The sequence below is a fragment of the Haloarcula sp. CBA1131 genome (assembly GCF_008728975.1).
In the GTDB taxonomy this organism is placed as follows: domain Archaea; phylum Halobacteriota; class Halobacteria; order Halobacteriales; family Haloarculaceae; genus Haloarcula; species Haloarcula hispanica.
Map to the genome: position 1 here is coordinate 1,004,075 of NZ_RPCY01000001.1, position 16,978 is coordinate 1,021,052.

Sequence of the window (16,978 nt, forward strand, 5' to 3'; positions counted from 1 at the left end):
ACGCCCCACCTGTGAGAGTATCCCGCACCCACTCGTCGCGGTGAGGACTGTGACTCGTCCGAGTTCGTTTTGCCGGCACAGACTCATTGGCCCAGCTACATGTGTGACGGTCTAAATAGTATCTACCGGGAGCCGAACACTCATCTGCCAGTGCGGTGTCTCCGCCGTTATGTCATCCCTCCAGACGCAGTTCCGGGATCTGGCGACGTGGGCCGCGGACTCCTCCCCGTTGTACGCCTATCTCTGCCGCGAGGCGGCTGAAGACAGCGATATCCTCGACATCGCAGCGACCGTTCCCGAAGGTCGCCAGGCCCCGCATCTCCTGCTGGCTGCGGTGCAGTACCTGCTCGACCGGCATCCCAACCATCGGCTGGCCGAGTACTACCCGAGCATTACCCAGACGGCACACGACCCCGATGACGGGTGCTTCCCAGCGTTCCGCGAGTTCTGTCTCGACCGTGCCGACGATATCCGACCGCTCCTGCGGACCCGGCGCACGCAGACGAACGCAGTGCGGCGTAGCGCGGTCCTCTATCCGGCTATTGCACGGGTGGCCCGCGCCGCTGACGGGCCGCTTGCGCTGGTGGAGCTCGGGCCAAGCGCCGGCCTGAACCTGCTGTTTGACCGCTACCGCTACGATTACGACGGTCGTGTGGTCGGCAACAGCGACTCGCCGGTCACCATCGGGAGCAGCGTCCGACGTGGCGACCCGCCGCTTCCGGACACACCCCCCGAAATACACTCCCGGGTTGGCATCGACCGCAATCCGCTCGACGTGACCGACGAGGCCGACAGGGACTGGCTCCGCGCGCTCGTCTGGCCCGAACACGGGGCGCGGCGCGCCGTCTTAGACGGTGCGCTGACGGTTGCACGCGACGACCCACCCGAGCTTATCGAGGGCGACATGCTCGATGACCTGCCGCCGGTCCTCGACGAGATTCCGTCCGACGTCCCGGTCTGTGTCGTCAACACGCTCGTGCTGTATCAGGTCCCGGCGGAACTGAGCGAGGCGCTGACGGCGTTGCTCGAAGCGCAAATGGCCGAGCGCCAGCTGCACTGGCTCACCGGTCAGCGGGACCTGTCGGGCGGCGAGTCGGTGAGGCTGGACTGGAGGCGCTGGACTGATGACGGCATCGAAACGACACGTCTCGTCGACTACGAGCCACACGGGGCGTGGCTATCGTGGCGGCCCTGAGCGCACCAACTGGCTACCCACGCCGGCAACACGACGGGCGGCTGTCAGGCGTTCACCCGGGCTTATGTCTCCGCCGCGGGAACGTCGCGTATGCAGATTCGCGTGTACGACGAGGGGGCTACCCAGGACTGCCTGCTCGTCCTCGGCTGGGGGAACCGCTGCCGACACCAGAACGTCCAGTGGCTCGTCGACCAGCTTGCGGCGGCATACCGCGTCCACGCCGTCGAACTACCGACACATATCACCGACTACCGGCGGGAGTGGGTCGGTCCGGTTCAGGAGTACACCGCCGACCTCGGCAGGTTCGACCTGCTGGGCCACAGCGCGGGCGGGCTGACAGCGGCCCACATCGACGCCGATGGCATCGGCAATCGGGTGTACCTGAGCCCATGGTGGGACACCGACCTGCCGGCTCCGCGGTCGGTACTCGACGCTGTCGCGTCCCTGCCGATCACGAAACCGTTCATCCCTATCGATACCTTGGACACCGATGCTATCGGCGACTTGGCGACGGCCCGGCAACTCGCGGACGCCCCGTCGTCGGTTTCGCCCGCTTTCCTTCGAACGGTGCTGCGGGCACAGCGGTCCCTTCCGCCGGCCCGGGACGCCGCCGCGGCGTTTTGCTCGCTCACGGACACAGTCGTTGACCCGCGTGCCGTCGGCGAGCGCCTGCCGGCCGACCGCATCCGGCTGTACGACGGCGGCCACGAACTGTTCTCGTCGAGCGGCCGCGAGGACACCGTCGAGATGGTCCTCGACGCGTTACAGCACGGCCCCGACACGCTGTGAGTGTGGCTGTGATCAATTCGGTACGACCTGGCCTGTCGTGGCCGAGACGAAACCCTCTCACCATTGCGGCCACGACTACTCGTCACGATGGAGTGCGACAAATGCGGCGAGAACGCGGTGTTACATGCGGCCTATTCCGGGCTTCACCTCTGTGAGTCTCATCTCTGCCGAGCGGTCACGAAACGGGTCCGCCGTCGCATCCGCGAGGACGGGCTCGTGTCCGACGACGCCACAGTCGAAGACCCCGAGACATGGGTAATTGGCCTTTCGGGCGGCAAAGACAGCGTCGTTCTCACGCAGATTCTGCACGACACGTTCGCCGAGGACCCCCGCATCGAACTGGTCGCCCTTTCTATTCACGAGGGCATCGAGGGATACCGCGACGCGAGTTTGGAGGCCTGCGAGGAACTGACCGACGACCTCGGCATCGAACACGTCACCGTCTCCTATGCCGAGGAGTTCGGCGTCCAGATGGACGACGTCGTCGAGGACGACCCCGAGGGGATGGCCGCCTGCGCCTACTGTGGTGTGTTCCGCCGTGACCTCCTCTCGAAGTACGCGGACGAACTCGACGCGGACAAACTGCTGACCGGCCACAACCTCGACGACGAGGCCGAGACGGCACTGATGAACTTCCTCGAAGGCGATATCTCACAGATCGCCAAGCATTTCGAAGCGTCGCTGGGACCGTTCGACTCGTCCGCCGACGCACCGACGGAGCAGACGCGTGAGGCGCAAGACCACCACATCCCACGGGCCAAGCCGCTCCGTGACATCCCGGAGAAGGAAGTCGCGCTGTACGCCCGGTTCGAAGATCTCCCGGCGCACATCACCGAATGTCCCCACGCCGAGGAGGCTTACCGCGGCGAGATACAGGAGCTCATGCTTGGCCTCGAAGAGAACCACCCCGGAACCCGCCACTCGATTATGGCCGGCTACGAAAAACTCGCCGCGTTAGCCGCCGACACCTACGGCGGCGAGAACAGCGACACCGACTACGGCGAGTGCGACAACTGCGGCGCACCGACGGCGCGGGACCTCTGCCGGAAGTGCAATCTGCTGGACGCGCTGGAAGCGGTCTGACCGAAGTCCGTCTGTCAGACACCGCTGAGTAAAGGCGTCGCTCACGACCGAGAAACCGAAAGAAAAGTCGTAGACGTCGCTACTTGTTCGTCCGGATGACGTCGAGTCCGTTGTTCTTCTCGCGCTGGTCCTGCCCGCCGTCGGTCTCGCTGTAGCCGGTGGTGCGACCGCCGCTGTTCTGACTCCCGCCGTTCGGGGCGGGGCTGTCGAAGCTTTCGACGTTGTCGGACGCGTCGAAGGACGTGTCGTCACCGACTTCCTGAATTGCTTCGCGGGACTTGTTGGCCTGCTTCTGGGTCGTCGGGCCGAGTACCTGGGCGGACTGGACGCCGGTCATGATGGCCATGACTCGCACCTTGCCCTTGTACTCTTCCTGAATCCGCGCGCCCCAGATGACGTTGGCATCGGCCTCGAGCCGCTCGGTGATGTTCTGGGCGATACCCTCGGCCTCCTTCAGCGTGAGGTCCGGGCCGCCGGTGATGTGGACCAGGCCGCCGCTTGCGCCGCGGTAGTCGACGTCAAGCAGCGGATGGTTCATCGCGTCCTTGACGACCTCCTCGGTCTTGTTCTTGTCCTGGGTCTCGCCGACCAGCATCACCGCGACGCCGCCCTGATTCATGATGGATGTCATGTCGGCGTAGTCGAGGTTGATGAGGCTCGGCTGGGTGATGGTCTCGGAGATGCCCTTGACGGTCTCGGCGATGATCTGGTCCATCACGGAGAACGCCTTGCCGATTGGCAGGTTCGGGACGTAATCGAGCAGGCGGTTGTTGTCCAGCACGATGATGGAGTCCGCCTCGTTGCGGAGCTTCTCCAGGCCTTCCTCGGCCTTGACCGTCCGCGCTCGCTCGACGTTGAACGGCGTCGACACCATGCCGACGACGATTGCGCCCTGTTCCTTGGCAATCTTCGAGACGACCGGGGCCGCGCCAGTCCCCGTGCCGCCACCCATGCCGGCGGTGACGAACACGAGGTCAGCGTCGCCCAGCACTTCCTTGATAGTGCCCTGTGCCATCTCCGTGGCGCGCTCGCCCATCGATGGGTCACCGCCGGCCCCGAGGCCGTTGGTGAGGGACTTGCCGACCAGAATCTTCGTGTCGGCTTCGATCATCTTGAGGTGCTGTTTGTCCGTGTTGATGGCCACGGTGTCAGCGCCCTCGACGCCGATGTTGTACAGGCGGTTGACCGTGTTGTTGCCGGCGCCACCACAGCCGACGATGACGATGCGCGGGTCTCCGAACCCGTCGACGTCCTCGTCGGACATCTTCTTCTTTTCTTGCTCGTCGCGTTCGAGGGCCTCGTTGACGATATCCTGCATCGTTACACCTTGGCCCAGGACCGCTTCTTTTCGGAGGCCTGTTCGGAGCCTTCTTCGGCGAGCATCTCCCGAACCGCCGAGCGAATCGCTTCGCTCCGATTGGGGTACTCGCCCGTCTCGACCATTTGTTCGACCTCTTCAATCTGCTGCTTCGGAATCCGTAGTGTCACACGCTCCATGTTTGGTAGTTTCCCCTTGGGTAAGACGGCCCGGACGGGACCTGTTTACGCCCCGCACGAGTGTTTACACAGCGAAACCGCAGTACGAGGGCGGCATCCCCTCGCGTTCGTCGCTGTGTAAGACGACCGTCTTACGCAGAATAAACCACTGACCCTGATGTATTAAAACTTACGGGCAGTGTCATACACTTTCCCGTTTACGGCGTCTGAGCGCGTCTATCGCGTGCAAACGCTGGTTTAGGTCTGGTCGAGGACATCCGCCGCAGGCGTTCGTCTCCCACAACCCGGGCAGAATCCCCAGTCCGACCGGAGTTCATCGCCGCAGTCACAGAACACCCGGCGGGACGCTTTCTCACCGCAGTTCGGGCAGTAAACGTGGTCAGAACCCAAGTTTTCACCACATTGCGCACACGTCTTACGTTCTTCCGTCTCGGCTCTGTCCCGTGTTTCCGCTTCTGTCTTACGCCCGCTCGTATCAGACGTTTGACTTTCGTCGTGGGACCGTCCGCTCTCGGTGCTTTCCCCTCGGCCGCCGGCGCGCTGTTGCTCGGTTTCGGCGCTCGCTGCCCCCGCGCTTACGCCGTCTAACGAGATGTTTACGTTGACATCCTGCGGTTGCGAGCGCGGTTGTCGCGTTTGCAGCCGGTCGGCGATGATACTGTCGACGCGGTCTTCGATGAGCTCGTCGATCGTCTCGGCGTCGGTCACGGACTCCGACGCCGCCGACGGTGGTTCCGACGCTGACGGTGACGCGTCTCCGAGATACTCCCGGAGTGCTTCGCGCATGACCTCGCTCTTCGAGGCGTCGAACGCCTCGAGTTGGTCGATGAGGTCGTCGTCAGCACGGAACGTTATCTTACTCATCGGGCTCGATGAGGGTATTATACAGGCTGGTATTTTAATCTTCCCGCGCTGTCTGACGCCCGTCAGCTACCGGCATGACGCGATACATCTCTGTTCGGTCGGACACCGTTCGTAGACCGTTTCGGTCCGCCTATCGGAAGATCGGGAGCGGGGTCAGACGTGTCTGACACCAGCCGGTGTGTCACTCCGCGTCGTGTGACCGTTCGGCGCACCCTCTACGAATAACAATCCTTAAGTCTGGACGGCGGGGTATTTTCGGGTGTCGACCGCCCTTAGCTCAGACTGGTAGAGCAGTCGACTGTAGATCGACTTGTCCCCCGTTCAAATCGGGGAGGGCGGACTTCCTTACCAAACGAACCGTTGTTGACGGAGTAGCCGCCCTTGTGCGATTTCTGGGAGCCGCATTTGAGTTGAATTGGCCACCAGTCGGGGATGCCGCCGTCATGCCTTTGCATATTGCCGAACGTGTTGGTGAATAATGAATGTTGGGACTTAGCTAAGGCGGTGTTGAAACTCAGAACGTGCGCATTGATACCTCTTCTTTTAAAATCTAGCCGTTTCAGATTGGGTATGACGATGAACAACTGAACTTCAAATATATGATAGATATGCGTTAGGGCTTGTGGGATTTTGTATTTATGATACTTCGGCGCTGAGTAGCAGGTTCATTGCCCCTTTAAGATGGAAGCTCACGTTGCGGCACATATGTCGGAGGAGATTCCGGTTCCACCTGCACCAGATAGTAGAACAATCTGGCGGTACCTCAATATGCCCCAATTCTTGTCAATAATTGAGCGAGAAAAACTGTGGTTTAGCAGAACAACAGAATATGACGACCCATATGAGATTTCGATTCCCTCAGGCGATATTAGCAGATATGTGGATTTAATGAGGGAAGAACCTGATTTTGATTCTGAAACGATAGAGCAAATGGTAGGAGCGGTTGAAGACCTAATGCCATCTGGAATTGAGAGCTTCAGTAATTACATCTACGCGAATTCTTGGCATATTAATGAAAATGAGTCTGATGCTATGTGGAAAATATATTCTCACACTCATGAAGGCTTGGCAATTCAGACCACAGTTGGGAACTTACGAGAGGCACTCAACTCTGAATATGATATGAAAATAGGGGAAGTTCAGTATATTGACTGGAATCAAGCATCTGGATTTGTGATGCCGATTCAATTCGCATTCCTGAAACGGCCAGATTTTGCTCATGAGAGAGAATTGAGGGCCTGTTACGTCAACCGAGAAGAGTTAGAAAAAGTGGACGGCGCAGTGGCAGATTATGACCATGAGACGCCCATTGGCGAGTATATTGGTGTTTCAGTCCCTAAATTGATTGACAAAATATACACCTCACCGAAGTCACCGAATTGGTTCCATGAAATGATAAAAATGATACTTGATACGTATGATATTGATGCTGAAGTTAGGAAATCGGGTGTGTACAAGAAGTCACATTCGGCGTAGAGCTACCTCAAGCCACCTTTGCTAAGGACACCTTGGCCGACATCTCCGGCCCTGATAAATGGCTGTTGTAATCACACGCGGGCCGTCTTCTGTCACCGCTCCGGTTGCTGGAAGGACAAGGCGAGGCAGTGTGATAACCTACCAACATCCACCAAGCGGCCTTGCCGTATCGGAGAACACTACCAAGGTGTGTTACTCTCCAAGAGTGGAAACCTTCGGTTCTCGCACTTCCATCAAAACCCCTCTGTGGCTCTTGATGAACTTCTTTTGTCAACCCCGCCTTTGTCGAGAGCGTTGCCACTTCAGGGAGCCACACCACGGTTTTCTGCGAGGGAGCTTTACCATGCATACCCCTCACACCCATTCGTTCCTCACCTTCGACAGTGGGTTCCCACTCGGGATTTTCACCACACTGCTTGTCCCGGCGAGGTTGGGACACCAACTTCGGGTTCCATGTTAGCTTTGACAGCCCGTGGCGGGGTGACTGTGGCAGTCTGCGCCAGTGGTGGGCCTGTCCCCATTCGTGGGGCCTTGGTGCGCACTACGGGTGTGCTGTTTGCACAGTGTTGCTCTGAGCTTGCACCATGCTCGCTTTCGCCAGCATGACACCTACCGCCCAGCCGAAACTTTTAAATACTTTAAAACCTAACAAATAGTTAGGAAGAGTCCAGCCTCGGCCTTCCCCGATTCCTCCCTGCTCAAGAAGAAAAACGAGGAGACGTAGGTGCTTAGTTTGTTTTTCAACCGATTTGTATTGCTCGTATTGCAACATTGGTGACCAACAGACTTAAATACTTGTGTACCAGAAAATATCTCCGGTAATCGGAGAATACAAAATCGGGAATCGGGCGCGAGATTTCGAATATGCGCCATGCTTATACGACCCCATGGAAACCTGATAATGCTCGAATCTGGCGGATTAGATGGTTCAGAACAGGGCCAAGCCGCGTGTGATTACCCCCGCATTGTATGAGGCAAAAGGATTTATCCGACAGTCTCCCCACTCTACAAACGCGGTACAAAGCCGAGAAAAGCAGGTTCTTGGCTCTGAGTCATTCCCTTCTCCCGAGTTAGGGAGAGGGGCCTACAATCCTTCGAGGTAATCGCGGCGTTGCTCTGCCTTCTCTTCTTGAGTCATCTGGTTGTAATGTTCGTCCAATACGTCGGGTGAAACGTCGCCCCTGTCGGATACCACCGCTTTCGGAACGTCGTTCCGTAGCAGGTGGGTAAGACTCCCTCTTCGCCAACAGTGAGGGCTTCGGGAATGCTCGCACTTACTGGCGTAGCTGTACGAATACTTATCTTCACACTGGCACCCGTCGCCGTAGTAGCATGGCCGGGTGATATGATACGACAATGCCCGCATATTACTCTCAGAGATTCGGCCCTTCTCCGTCGCCAGAAGAGGCTTCCGTCCGTTTTCGTCCGTCACGTCGGGCCGACTGTGAGTAATCCAGTCTTCGAGAACGTCGCACGTCTCTTCTTTCAGAGCGACAATCCGCTCACCACCCGATTTGTTCTTGAGAGCGGTTCCGGTATCGGGCCGGTGACGGAAGTGTAGCCGCTCTTTCTCGCCGTCAAAATCCTGCACGTCCAAAGCGACAAGCGAACCCATACGAGCGGACGTGCGCCACAACAAGAGGGCCAGAACGTGCTTTCTCGAAGCGTATTCGAACTTTCGTAGGTGGGAAAGAATCTTCTGGGCTCTCTCCCCTTCGAGAGTATCGTCTCTGGCGTCTTCGCCGTCGTCAAGGGTGGGTAAAACCACCTTGTCGTGCAATTCCTTCTCTACGCCGTCAATGGATTCACAGAAGCGTATGAAGGCCCGTAGCGTAGAGAGTTGGGTACGGAGCGACACAGTGTTCAAGTCGCCGTCGTCTCTTCGCCAAACGCGAAATTCGTAGAGCTTCCGGCCCGACAGTTCGTTCATGTCCGTGACATTCTCTTGCTCACACCATCGGACAAAGTGTTTCAACCGATACCAATGGGCTTGTACCGTCCGTTCTGACGAATCCTCTTCTCGTTGTGCAAGATACAGTTCTACGGCTTTTTCCGGTTCAAGCGATTCGAGTCCTTGGGGGACGTGACTGGTTCCTTGAGTCATGGTTTGTTCTGGTTCGCAAAGCCATGACGGACGGTGAACGGCCCGCAGAGCCTTACTGAAGACTGTGCGAAGTCCCCCGTTCAAATCGGGGAGGGCGGACTTGGTTTTCAGTCGGTGTCGAGTGACTGTGAACAGGACTTGGTCTGTCGCATGACTTCGGACAACGGCGCTACGTGAGACAACCCTGTTCCAGCAGATCCGTGAAATAAAATCGTCGGGGACGGCTCAGTACAGCGTCAGAACCGCTCGCTCATCGCCGCCAGCCCAGCGTCCACGTCCACGGTCGCGCCCTGCTCTCCGAGCGCGTTGCCCAGTGCCGTCAGCAGGTAGCTGACGTTCTGCCGTCGGGCCGAATGGCCCATGCAGCCGATCCGCCAGATGTCGCCTGCCAGTGCGCCCAGACCGCTGGCGATTTCGAGGTCGTACTCGTCCAGCAGGTGCTGGATGACTGCGCCGTCGTCGACGCCGTCGGGCACGCGGACGGTGTTCAGGCTCGGGAGCCAGAAGTCGTCGGGGGCGTTCATCTCAAGTCCCATGCCCTCGACGCCGGCTTTCAGCGCGCCAGCGACGCGCAGGTGGCGGTCCCAGCGTTCTTCGATGCCTTCCTCGGCGACGAGGCGAAGCGCCTCACGGAGCGCATACACGTTCGTAATCGGGGCCGTGTGATGGTAGGCGCGTTCCTCGCCCCAGTACCCTTCCAGCAGCGAGATGTCCAGGTACCAAGAGCGGGCCTCTGACTCGCGGGAGAGGACCTTGTCCATCGCGTCGTCGTTGAGCGTGAGCGGGCTCGCGCCCGGCGGACAGGAGAGGCACTTCTGCGGGCCGGAGTAGGCCACGTCGATGCCCCACTCGTCGACGCGGAGTTCGACGCCGCCCAGCGAGGTCACGCTGTCGGCGATGACCAGCGCGTCGTTCGCGTGGGCGATATCAGTGAGTTCGGGCACGGACGGCTGGAGGACGCCGGTGCTGGTCTCGGCGTGGACGAACCCGAACACGTCCGGACTGTGTTCGTCGAATGCCGCTTCGACCGCCGCCGGGTCGAGCGGCTGGCCCCAGGGGGCGTCGACGGTGACGACGTCGCCGCCCGCGCGCTCGGCCATGCTTGCCATCCGGTCGCCGAAGTAACCGTTCGTCGGGACGAGCATCGTATCGCCCGGTTCAACGACGTTGCCGATGGCGGCCTCCATCGCCGCGGAGCCGGTCCCGGAGACCGGAATCGTCCACTTGTTGTCCGTTCGGAACGTGTACCGGAGGAGGTCCTGGACCTCGTCCATGATCTCGATGAACGAGGGATCGAGGTGGCCGACCAGCGGCGTGCTCATCGCCTTGAGTACGCGCGGGTGGACGTCGCTCGGGCCGGGACCCATCAGTGTTCGATCCGGTGGTGTCAACTCACCGACAGCTGGTGCCTCATCCATACCGTGTGTTACCCGGTGACTGGGCATTAAAATCCGCGGTCACGACTCTCTGGTCAGGGCAAGGTCGGCTTCACAACTTCGCTGGGACGACAACCTCCCGTTCCAAAAACCTCTCTCAAAGATCACGTTTGTGTTGCCAGTCACCAGCGGACACCACCCTCCCCATAATCGTAACCGCAAGACAGCGACGATATGATGTGCATGAACGATCTGCCCTGTTTTTACTCTCGTACTGCGAAGGGAGTGTGTGGTCGTCGATGGGATTGTTCGATAACGCCGTGTCCCCTGGGGAGGAACCGAGACGCCGGTACACCTGTCTGGTGTGCCAGGCGTCGTTCGACGTTCAGTACCACTCGTGTCCGGACTGCGGTGCGTACGACATCCGCCGGACGAAGTGGCTCACGTAGCCCCCGGCGTCCACGTTGGCACGTCCACCGGACTGCCTGCTATCGGGCTACACTGCCCTTTTTTAGATTGGTGCCGCGTACCACAGCCACCAAGTGACCGCCGACGGTACGGCTATACGTGAACCGACGACAGTTAGGGACGACAGGGTACGACGTGACAACTGTCGGACTTGGGACTTGGAATATCGGTGGTGACTGGGGCGACGTCTCGGCGGAGGAAGGCCGAGAAACGATCCGGACCGCGCTCGATGCTGGCGTCCGTTTCATCGACACCGCCGACGTGTACGGTGACGGCTTCAGCGAACAGCGCATCGCCGACGTGCTCGACGAACGCGAGGTCCGCGACGAGGTGACCGTCGCGACGAAGGCCGGTCGCCGACTCGACCCCCATACGGCCGAGCGCTACAACTACGACAACCTCTCCGAGCACGTCGACCGCTCGCGGGAGTACCTCGGGGTCGACACGCTGGAACTCCTGCAACTGCACTGTCCGCCGACAGACGCCTACTACCGGCCCGAGACGTTCGACGCCCTGGCGCGGCTGAAAGACGAGGGGAAAGTCGAGCACTGCGGCGTCAGCGTCGAACGCGTCGAGGAAGCACTGAAAGCTATCGAGTATCCCGGCGTCGAGACTGTCCAGATAATCTTCAACATGTTCCGCCAGCGACCCGCGGAGCTGTTCTTCGAGGAGGCCAAGCGCCGCGACATCGGCGTCATCGTCCGTGTCCCGCTGGCCTCCGGACTCCTGACTGGCAAGCTCTCCCGGGACATGGAGTTCCCCGAGAACGACCACCGGAACTTCAACATCGAGGGCGAGGCGTTCGACCGCGGCGAAACCTTCGCCGGCCTCCCGGTGGACGCGGGCTTCGACGCCGTCGACGACCTCCGCGAGCACGTCCCCGAGCGGATGACGATGGCCCAGATGGCGTTGCGCTGGATTCTGGACCACGACGCGGTGTCGACCGTCATCCCCGGCTCGACCTCGCCGGAGCACGTCCGGGCGAACGCAGCAGTCAGCGAGATGGACCCGCTCTCGAATCAGGTCCACGGCGCGGTACGTGACATCTACGAGGCGTACGTCTTCGACGACGTCCACCACCGCTGGTAATCGCCTGCGTGACAGAACTGTTCGAGAAATGCGGATCGAACGGACGTCGAAGGCCAATGCCGGGTGGGCAAACCCGGCGTGAAACCGTCCCGTACAGGGGAGCATGGGACGGTGGGCGTCGGGAGAGTACGAGCACGCACTGTGCTCGCATACAGTCTTCCGTGCGATCCGATGTTTGTTATACAGCTCTTTACGTGGTGACAGTGGACAGACTGGGCGACAGGGGGACGCTACTGCACTTCGGTCACGTCAACTGGAAATCTATCGCCGTTGCACACCGAAACTGGTGCTCTGGAAGGAGTTGCAGCCGTTGGCTCCGATCATCATGACCGGTTCCGGCGAACTAGCCACCCGCTACCGGCCGGACTGTGGTGAATCACTCTTCGGTGGTGAGTTTCGGACCGGGCTTCCAGGTGTTGCCTTCGAGGACAACGAGGTCGTAGCGTTCGAGCACCTGAAGCGTATCGACGACCGCCTGAGCGTCGAAGGAGACGGCCATATCCTCGGGCAGCTGCTGGGCAATTGCACTGCGTGTCCCACCGTCCATCCGAACCACCGTATCAAGCAACTGTTCGAGGTCGTCGAGTAGCGAGACGAGCGACGTCGACCCCTCGTCTTCTGTTGCCAGTTTCGACATGACTTCGTCGTAATTCCCCGATATCTCCATCGATACTGACACGGTCTCGTCTTCGATGTCTTCTTCGTCTCCCATAGGGACAAATATATGCACACTTGTAGAAATACGTTTCCATATTTGTTACAACAGACGCATCTACCGGCTGTTTCACTGCAAAAGCGAGTTGTATGGGTGTTATTGTCTCTCCAATATGTGTAGCTATAACCACGTTCGGGGGCACTTTTTTGGCCTAATATATGACCAAAACCGTTCATTCAGCAGTCGATATCTCTACCTAACTCTCAGTTATCGGAATAGTTGAATACATATCGAATATTTAGATCTATACCTCTGACCAAATCTGTTACCGTGGTCTCGGTAATATCACACCACCAAAGACGCACTGCCCTGTTGTGATCGTTCGGATAGGTCGAACGATATCGAAAGCGCCTGCGTCGTAGCGTAAGCCTGGCCCGGTGGCAGTCAACTAGTCCACGTCAACTGGTAACCCTGCCGCCGGACCGGTGTATCCGCTCCCACGGGCGACACACGCTCGGGCAGTCTGCCCTCGCTTGTCCTACTAGATAACAAAAGTACGGTTATTATTCCACTGTACTGAGAAGTCCCTGTTTCTCCCGCTGGACCGGGCTATCGGCGAGCCACAGTGCCGTGGAACACTGTCAGTTTCAGTATACGGAACAAGCAACACATCGATTGTGTTTGCTCCCGGTGCGCTCTGCGTTTGCCGGCAATGAACCGTCATCATAAGAGACCGCGGCAAGCGCGTACAGCTATATATGCGCCCATTTCGCGGGGCGGTGTAGTCCGATGGCTGGCCACCCGTTGCTTTCACTGTATTCGGCATCTGTTCGAGAATACGAACCGCCGACAGCGAAGTGCGACTGCACGAGTGGCAGTCGACGACGGACGTAGTGTTAACACGTCCGAGGATTCGGTTCGCCAGCGCTCGCTCAGTGGATGCCGACGTACGCCTCCGTGATGTAGTCGTTGTTCTGGAACTCCGCGGCGGAGCCACTGAGCTCGACCCGGCCGGATTCCAGCAGTGAGAGCCGGTGGGCGTGGCGCAGTGCGAACGTGGCGTTTTGCTCGACGAGCAGGAGCGTCTGACCCTGACCGTTCAGCGTCTCGATGGCCTCGCTGATGTCGTCGATGATGACAGGAGCCAGTCCGAGCGTCGGTTCATCGAGGACGAGTAGCTCCGGGTCGCCCATCAGCGCACGTCCGACGGCCAGCATCTGCTGTTCGCCGCCGCTCATGGTCTGGGTCTCCTGGTCCCGGCGGTCGTCGAGCCGCGGGAACAGGTCGTACACCATGTCCAGGTCAGCCCGGACGGCATCGCGGTCCTCGCGGAACTGCGCACCCATGAGCAGGTTCTCGTGCACCGAGAAGAACGGGAACAGGTCGCGGTCCTCGGTGCAGTAGACGAGGCCGTCGTTGACCAACTGCTGGGGGTCGAGGTCGGCCACGTCTCGCCCGTTGAACCGAATCGTCCCGTCGTAGTCGAGGAAGCCGGCGACGGCGTCCAACAGGGTCGTCTTCCCCGCGCCGTTGGGGCCGACGATGCCGCCGATTTCCCCGTGCTCGACGGTCAGCGAAACGCCGTCTAGCGCCTGTGACTTGCCGTAGTACACGTCGAGGTCTTCGACTTCGAGCAGCGGGTCGCTCATTGGACCGCGTTCACCTCCCCGGCGAGGTAGGCGTCCTGAACCCGTTCGTCACCGACGATGTCGGCCGGGTCACCGGCTGCCAGCTTCTGGCCGTTGTGCAACACGACGACCCGGTCGACGAGGTCCATCAGGCCGCGCATGTTGTGGTCGACGACGACCATGGTGATGCCCTGCTCGCGGAACGACTCGAACTGCTCTGAAAGCTGCCGGACCTCCGTCTGGTTCAAGCCGGCGAAGGGCTCGTCGAGCAAGAGGAGGTCCGGCTCCGTCGCCAGTGCCTTCGCGATTTCGAGGCGGCGAACGTCGGCGTGGGGCAGGGAGCCGGGGTCGTCGTCGAGAGCGTCCTCGATATCGACCTGGGCGGCGTAGCTTGCGATTGCCTCGTCGCTCGCGCCGCCGTCGAACGAGCGGACGCTGTTGGGGAAGGTGAACAGCTCGATGTTCTCTCGGACGGTCATCGACCCGATTGGATTGGACTCCTGAGAGACGCGCGACAGTCCACGGTTGACAATCTGGTGTGTCTTGTCGTCCGTAATATCTGTGCCGCTGAAGCGCACCGTTCCGCTGGTCACCGCGTAGATGCTCATGATGCAGTTGAACACGGTCGTCTTGCCGGAGCCGTTGGGGCCGATGAGGCCGAGTATCTCGCCGCTCTCGACGCCAAAGGAGAGGTCGTCGACGGCGACGAGGCCGCCGAACTGCTTGGCCAGCCCGTCGACCGACAGCAGCGTCACCGTCGGTCACCTCCCAGCGCGCCGAGTGCACGCCAGAGGAGACGGAACAGTCCGTCGCGGGCGAACACCAGCACGAGGAGGACCAGCAGCCAGAGGGCGAGCCAGCGCAGTTCCTCGCCAAGGCCGACGAGGAACACGTCCCGGAGTCCGACGAACAGGAACGCGCCGCCGAGCGGTCCCAGAATCGAGCTCATGCCGCCGATGACTGCCATCGCTATCATTTGGATGCTGTTGTCCACGATGACGAACGTCTGTGGGTCGACGCCCGCGTTGACGTGGGCGAGCAGGACCCCGCCGATACCCATCGGGACGGCGCTCAGCACGAACGACCAGAGCTTGAACTTCGTCGGGTCCAAGCCGGCCGCGGAGACGGCATCCTCGTTCTCGCGGATGGCGACCAGCACGGTCCCCACATCGGAGCGCCCGACGTAGGTCAGTGTGGCCGCAACGGCGAGCATCGGCACCACGACCATGTAGTACTGCAGCGTCAGGTCGTAGGTGAACACGTCGACGCGGATGCCCCGCAGGCCGTTCGTCCAGTGGCTCAGGGCCTTTGTCAGCCGGTAGAACAGCAGGACGGTGACGAAGGTGACGAGCGAGAAATACGGACCACGGAGACGGAGCGAGGGGACGGCGATGGCCAGACCCAGCACCGTCGTCGCGAGTATCGACAGCGGGACTGTGACAAACAGCGATAGCTCCGGATTCAGATGGAGCACCAGCAAGCCGGTGGTGTAGCCGGCCGCCCCCGACAGCGCCGAGTGGCCGAAGCTGATGTAGCCGGTGTAACCGCTCTGGATGTCCCAGCCCATCGCGAAGACGGCCCAGACCGCGCCAAGCGTGAGCGGTCTGAGGTAGTCCTGGCCCCACAGCGGCGCGGTGACGAGACCGCCAAAAGCTACCAGCAACAGCAACAACTGCAGGCCGGTAATTTCGCCGAAGCGTTTGCCGAGTGTCCGGTTGTACCGCTCGGCGACCGGCCAGAGCAGCCGCTCCGCTGGCTGGCCGACCGCTCCGATGACGCCGGCTCCCTGCGGGAGGACGCTGTCTCTCAGGACCGATTCGACGCGGCCAACGAGTCGGCCGATACCTCGGCCGGTCTGCTCTCGGTCACTCATGGACGAACTCCGTGCCGTACAGGCCCTGTGGCAGCACCAGCAGGACGACCACGAGGACCACCAGCGACATGATGCCGCGGACGCTCTGTCCGAGGAACTGTCCGGTCGCCGTCTGCAGGTAGCCGACGATGTAGGCCGCGGCGACCGACCCCTTGATCGAGCCGATGCCGCCCACGACGACGATAATAAAGGCGAGCGCGAGCGGTTCCAGCCACATCGTCGGTTCGGCCGCCCCGATGCCACCTAAGAACACGCCGGCGATGCCAGCCAGGCCGCCCGCGACCAGCCACGTACGGGCACGCACGCCCGACACGTCGACGCCGGTGAGCATGGCTCCGCGCTCGCTCATCGAGGTGGCGCGTATCGACCGCCCGCTGTCGGTCTTGGTGACGTAGTACCAGAGCAGCCCCATCGCGACCCACGAGACGACAAAGGCCGCGAGTTCGACGTAGAGGATGCGAGTCCCGAGCGCCTGGACCTGCAGCACGCCCGGCACCACGCTGTACTGGTAGGGCTGGGCGTGGAACACGAGCGTGACGAGTTCGGTGAAGGCGATGGCGGCCACGATGGTCGCGAGGAACGTGATGACGACGTTCTCCTCGATGGTCCGGACCAGCACGACGTAGAGGCCGTAGGAGATGAGGCCGACGATGACGATAGTGAGCGGGAACGCGACTATCGGATGCAGCGTCACGCTCGCGAGGATGCTGTCCGAGACGAGACTCAGGTAGGTGTACGCGCCGGCCATTATCAGCGCACCGTGGGCGAGGTTCAACACGCCGCCGACGCCAAACACCATGGTGAAGCCGATAGCGATCAGGGCGTAGACGGCGCTGATGAGCGCGCCGTCGACGATGACGCTGGCAATGTCGCCCAGCATC

General features: G+C 60.6%; 17 protein-coding genes and 1 tRNA gene. 7 read left to right on the forward strand and 11 right to left on the reverse strand.

Annotation, left to right across the window (positions count from 1 at the left end; translation table 11 throughout):
* Window positions 1-169 precede the first annotated feature (169 nt).
* The 3 genes from Har1131_RS05255 to Har1131_RS05265 all read left to right on the forward strand — a co-directional run bounded on the left by Har1131_RS05255 (window position 170) and on the right by Har1131_RS05265 (window position 3,067).
* Window positions 170-1,195, forward strand: coding sequence for a DUF2332 domain-containing protein (locus tag Har1131_RS05255; protein ID WP_151145363.1), 1,026 nt, complete (start codon window positions 170-172; stop codon window positions 1,193-1,195).
* A gap of 90 nt (window positions 1,196-1,285) precedes the next feature.
* Window positions 1,286-1,984 carry an alpha/beta hydrolase gene (locus Har1131_RS05260; protein WP_151145366.1) on the forward strand — a complete coding sequence of 233 codons (699 nt, stop codon included), beginning with the start codon at window positions 1,286-1,288 and terminating at the stop codon, window positions 1,982-1,984.
* Between the two features lie 87 nt (window positions 1,985-2,071).
* Window positions 2,072-3,067 (forward strand): TIGR00269 family protein, encoded by a 996-nt coding sequence (locus Har1131_RS05265; protein ID WP_050037020.1) that lies wholly within the window; start codon window positions 2,072-2,074, stop codon window positions 3,065-3,067.
* Between the two features lie 79 nt (window positions 3,068-3,146).
* Here Har1131_RS05265 and ftsZ read toward each other — a convergent pair whose 3' ends face one another.
* The 3 genes from ftsZ to Har1131_RS05280 form a co-directional block, all read right to left on the reverse strand.
* Window positions 3,147-4,385, reverse strand: a complete 1,239-nt coding sequence (ftsZ, locus tag Har1131_RS05270) for a cell division protein FtsZ (RefSeq protein ID WP_151103750.1) — start codon at window positions 4,383-4,385, stop codon at window positions 3,147-3,149.
* A gap of 2 nt (window positions 4,386-4,387) precedes the next feature.
* The gene (locus tag Har1131_RS05275; protein WP_004515010.1) at window positions 4,388-4,564 is read right to left on the reverse strand and encodes a ribbon-helix-helix domain-containing protein; all 177 of its coding nucleotides are present in this window, start codon (window positions 4,562-4,564) and stop codon (window positions 4,388-4,390) included.
* A gap of 237 nt (window positions 4,565-4,801) precedes the next feature.
* On the reverse strand, window positions 4,802-5,428 hold the full coding sequence (locus tag Har1131_RS05280) for a zinc ribbon domain-containing protein (RefSeq protein WP_050037019.1): 627 nt from the start codon (window positions 5,426-5,428) through the stop codon (window positions 4,802-4,804).
* A gap of 266 nt (window positions 5,429-5,694) precedes the next feature.
* On the opposite strand from Har1131_RS05280, the gene Har1131_RS05285 reads away from it, so the two are divergent.
* A tRNA-Tyr gene (locus tag Har1131_RS05285) sits at window positions 5,695-5,768 on the forward strand.
* A gap of 365 nt (window positions 5,769-6,133) precedes the next feature.
* Entirely contained in the window at window positions 6,134-6,904 is a 771-nt protein-coding gene (locus tag Har1131_RS05290; RefSeq protein ID WP_151145370.1) for a hypothetical protein, read from the forward strand.
* A 541-nt stretch (window positions 6,905-7,445) separates the two neighbouring features.
* On the opposite strand, the gene Har1131_RS05295 is transcribed toward Har1131_RS05290, so the two are convergent.
* The 3 genes from Har1131_RS05295 to Har1131_RS05305 all read right to left on the reverse strand — a co-directional run bounded on the left by Har1131_RS05295 (window position 7,446) and on the right by Har1131_RS05305 (window position 10,426).
* The gene (locus Har1131_RS05295) at window positions 7,446-7,676 is read right to left on the reverse strand and encodes a hypothetical protein (RefSeq protein ID WP_151145373.1); all 231 of its coding nucleotides are present in this window, start codon (window positions 7,674-7,676) and stop codon (window positions 7,446-7,448) included.
* Between the two features lie 312 nt (window positions 7,677-7,988).
* Complete coding sequence (locus Har1131_RS05300; protein WP_151145376.1) at window positions 7,989-9,008, reverse strand: site-specific integrase; 1,020 nt, start codon at window positions 9,006-9,008, stop codon at window positions 7,989-7,991.
* 236 nt (window positions 9,009-9,244) lie between these two features.
* On the reverse strand, window positions 9,245-10,426 hold the full coding sequence (locus Har1131_RS05305) for an alanine--glyoxylate aminotransferase family protein (protein WP_050037018.1): 1,182 nt from the start codon (window positions 10,424-10,426) through the stop codon (window positions 9,245-9,247).
* Between the two features lie 257 nt (window positions 10,427-10,683).
* Between Har1131_RS05305 and Har1131_RS05310 the strand changes: the two genes are divergently transcribed.
* A complete protein-coding gene (locus tag Har1131_RS05310; protein WP_023843402.1) occupies window positions 10,684-10,833 on the forward strand; it encodes a hypothetical protein in 150 nt (49 codons plus the stop codon).
* Between the two features lie 118 nt (window positions 10,834-10,951).
* Window positions 10,952-11,941 carry an aldo/keto reductase gene (locus tag Har1131_RS05315; RefSeq protein ID WP_151145379.1) on the forward strand — a complete coding sequence of 330 codons (990 nt, stop codon included), beginning with the start codon at window positions 10,952-10,954 and terminating at the stop codon, window positions 11,939-11,941.
* A gap of 376 nt (window positions 11,942-12,317) precedes the next feature.
* On the opposite strand, the gene Har1131_RS05320 is transcribed toward Har1131_RS05315, so the two are convergent.
* The 5 genes from Har1131_RS05320 to Har1131_RS05340 form a co-directional block, all read right to left on the reverse strand.
* A complete protein-coding gene (locus tag Har1131_RS05320; protein WP_014041184.1) occupies window positions 12,318-12,653 on the reverse strand; it encodes a hypothetical protein in 336 nt (111 codons plus the stop codon).
* 875 nt (window positions 12,654-13,528) lie between these two features.
* A complete protein-coding gene (locus Har1131_RS05325; RefSeq protein WP_050037016.1) occupies window positions 13,529-14,245 on the reverse strand; it encodes an ABC transporter ATP-binding protein in 717 nt (238 codons plus the stop codon).
* Entirely contained in the window at window positions 14,242-14,979 is a 738-nt protein-coding gene (locus tag Har1131_RS05330; RefSeq protein ID WP_050037015.1) for an ABC transporter ATP-binding protein, read from the reverse strand. Before Har1131_RS05330 ends, Har1131_RS05325 begins: the two co-directional genes overlap by 4 nt.
* Window positions 14,976-16,097: a branched-chain amino acid ABC transporter permease gene (locus tag Har1131_RS05335; protein ID WP_151103738.1), complete on the reverse strand. Its 1,122-nt coding sequence runs from the start codon at window positions 16,095-16,097 to the stop codon at window positions 14,976-14,978. The genes Har1131_RS05330 and Har1131_RS05335 overlap by 4 nt, the downstream gene beginning before the upstream one ends.
* The gene (locus Har1131_RS05340; protein WP_146416952.1) at window positions 16,090-16,977 is read right to left on the reverse strand and encodes a branched-chain amino acid ABC transporter permease; all 888 of its coding nucleotides are present in this window, start codon (window positions 16,975-16,977) and stop codon (window positions 16,090-16,092) included. The genes Har1131_RS05335 and Har1131_RS05340 overlap by 8 nt, the downstream gene beginning before the upstream one ends.
* Window position 16,978 lies beyond the last annotated feature (1 nt).